The organism is Bradyrhizobium sp. P2_E8 (assembly GCF_056403875.1).
In genome coordinates this window covers 1-1971 of sequence record NZ_JBFUES010001217.1, presented here as the reverse complement: position 1 = coordinate 1971, position 1971 = coordinate 1, and the positions used below count along the sequence as shown (strand labels likewise).

General features: G+C 65.8%; 5 protein-coding genes. All 5 read left to right on the top strand.

All coding sequences use genetic code 11. The annotated features are described in order from the left end of the window. Positions 1-261 (top strand): DUF2852 domain-containing protein (locus tag AC1D00_RS38815; RefSeq protein WP_477014317.1); only part of this gene is annotated, 261 nt, incomplete at its 5' end. A 298-nt stretch (positions 262-559) separates the two neighbouring features. Next, complete coding sequence (locus AC1D00_RS38810) at positions 560-727, top strand: hypothetical protein (protein ID WP_404553100.1); 168 nt, start codon at positions 560-562, stop codon at positions 725-727. 69 nt (positions 728-796) lie between these two features. Continuing rightward, positions 797-1054 (top strand): hypothetical protein, encoded by a 258-nt coding sequence (locus tag AC1D00_RS38805; protein WP_477014316.1) that lies wholly within the window; start codon positions 797-799, stop codon positions 1052-1054. After that, complete coding sequence (locus AC1D00_RS38800; protein ID WP_167771257.1) at positions 1051-1200, top strand: hypothetical protein; 150 nt, start codon at positions 1051-1053, stop codon at positions 1198-1200. The genes AC1D00_RS38805 and AC1D00_RS38800 overlap by 4 nt, the downstream gene beginning before the upstream one ends. 51 nt (positions 1201-1251) lie before the next feature. Further along, positions 1252-1971, top strand: a 720-nt coding sequence (locus AC1D00_RS38795; protein WP_477014315.1) for a serine acetyltransferase domain-containing protein, incomplete at its 3' end; no start/stop codon positions are given.

Genomic DNA, 1971 nt, shown 5'->3' with positions numbered 1-1971 from the left:
ATGCAGTACAAGATGGACCGCATGCGCGGGCGCATGGAGCGCCGCGGTTTCGGCTTCGGCTTCGGCCCGCCCTCCAGCGGCAACCGCGCCTTTGACGAATACCGCACCGAGACGCTGCAGCGGCTCGAGGAGGAGCAGGTCGAGTTCAGGAACTTCCTCGACCGTCTGCGTCACGCCAAGGACAAGGAAGAGTTCGACCAGTTCATGGCGCAGCACAAGACGCGTCCGACCCCGCCGCCGACCGACCAGCAGCAGGGATAATCTGGACACCTCTCAAAGCCTTCAGGCGCATGCCCCCAAAGTCCTGATGGCCCCGAGCCGCTCGCCTGCGTATCCCGCAGGCGGGCGGTTTGGTTTTGGGGAGAGCTCCGTTCCACGCAGATGAGAGGTCGTTATGCCCGGGCTTGTCCCGGGCATCCACGTGCTTCATACCGCATGGCAAGGCGTGGATAGATAGGCCAGCGCTTTTGATTCAGAACCGGCGCACGGTTCAGCGACACCAAGACTTGCGCGCGCTGTCCCACCGGGACGCGCTGCTCTTGCATGGACGAGGCGCATCATGGACCCCTGGACCCGCCTGCTGCTTGGCGTGACCGCCTTCGCGGTGCTGGGCTATATCAGCGTCGTCTATGGCAGCTGCGCGTCCGATCCCGACTGCCATTTCCGCCTGTGCCCCGGCCGGCATTCGCTATGTGGCGTTGATCACGCACATGTGCAGGACCGGTAGAACCCGATTCGCGCCAGGCCCGACCAAGCCCTGACAGCGCGCCTCCCGTGCGCGCCAACGGGTACGACCATGACCGCCGCCGAACGCAACGAGATCAGCCAGCGTATCGCGCTCCTCGAGCGCGCCTCGGCGCTGTTCGACCGGTTCGGCGTCTCAGTGCCGCTCGCGATCGCGTTCCTCAACCACTGGCCGACGGAGATCAAGTCCTATCAGGACCTCGTGACCACCGATGCCTGGAAGATCTTTCTCAGCTGCGCCCTTTGCGAGCTTGCCGCGTTCGCGCTGCGGCGCGCCGTCAAGTTTGCGACAGCGGACCTTGCCCCATGATCCTGCTCCGCGATTTCGCGCTTTACGTCCTGCCGGCCCTCGTCGCAGGCGGCGGCTGGCTGTATGCGCTGTGCCTGCGCAAGCGGGCGCGGTCGGGTCGCGCCCCCGAGCGGCGTTACGTCCCTCCGGCATCACTGGCGCCTTGATGCGGACCGCCTATATTCGCAGCTACAAACGCGGATGGGCTGGAGGCGACAATGGCGGAAGCTGCGATCATGACGAGCGACAGGCTCTGGCAGCAGGTCCGCGGCGAGGCGCAGCGCGTGGCGGACGCCGATCCCGTCTTCGGCAGGGCCCTTGCCGGCACCATTCTCGCTCATGATGATTTCGCCGCGGCCTTATCCGATCTGATCGGACGTCGGCTCGGCGGCAGTGAAGCCGAGCGCGCGCGCGTCTCGGCCTTTTCCCTTGCTGCCTTTCGCGGCTCGCCCGATCTGATCGAGCTGGCCAGCCGCGACTTGCAGGCCATCGCGATCCACGATCCCGCCATCGCCGACCTGTTGCCGCCACTGCTGCATTTCAAGGGCTATGTCGCGCTGCAAGCCTGGCGCGTCTCGAACTGGCTCTGGCTCCACGATCATCGCGATGCGGCGCTGCTGTTCCAGAACGAGGCCTCGAATGCCTTGCAGGTCAGCATCCATCCGGCCGCCAGCATCGGATCATCGGTCTATCTCGACCATGCCACGGGCATCGTGATCGGCGCCAATGTGGTAATCGGCGACGAGGTCACCATCCTCCAGAACGTCAGCATCGGTCGCGGCAGTGAACTGCCGACGCGCTCACCGCGGATCGGCCGCGGCGTCTATATCGGCGGTGGTGCGACCATCCTCGGCGACATCAGCATCGGCGATTTCGCCAAGATCGGCGCCGACGCGCTCGTGACGTCAGACGTGCCCGCTGGCTGCACGGCCGTCGGC

Excerpts from the sequence above, each read along its gene's own strand:
- AC1D00_RS38810 (WP_404553100.1), top strand. The coding sequence starts at position 560 with ATGGACCCCTGGACCCGCCTGCTGCTTGGCGTGACCGCCTTCGCGGTG.
- AC1D00_RS38805 (WP_477014316.1), top strand. The coding sequence starts at position 797 with ATGACCGCCGCCGAACGCAACGAGATCAGCCAGCGTATCGCGCTCCTC.
- AC1D00_RS38800 (WP_167771257.1), top strand. The coding sequence starts at position 1,051 with ATGATCCTGCTCCGCGATTTCGCGCTTTACGTCCTGCCGGCCCTCGTC.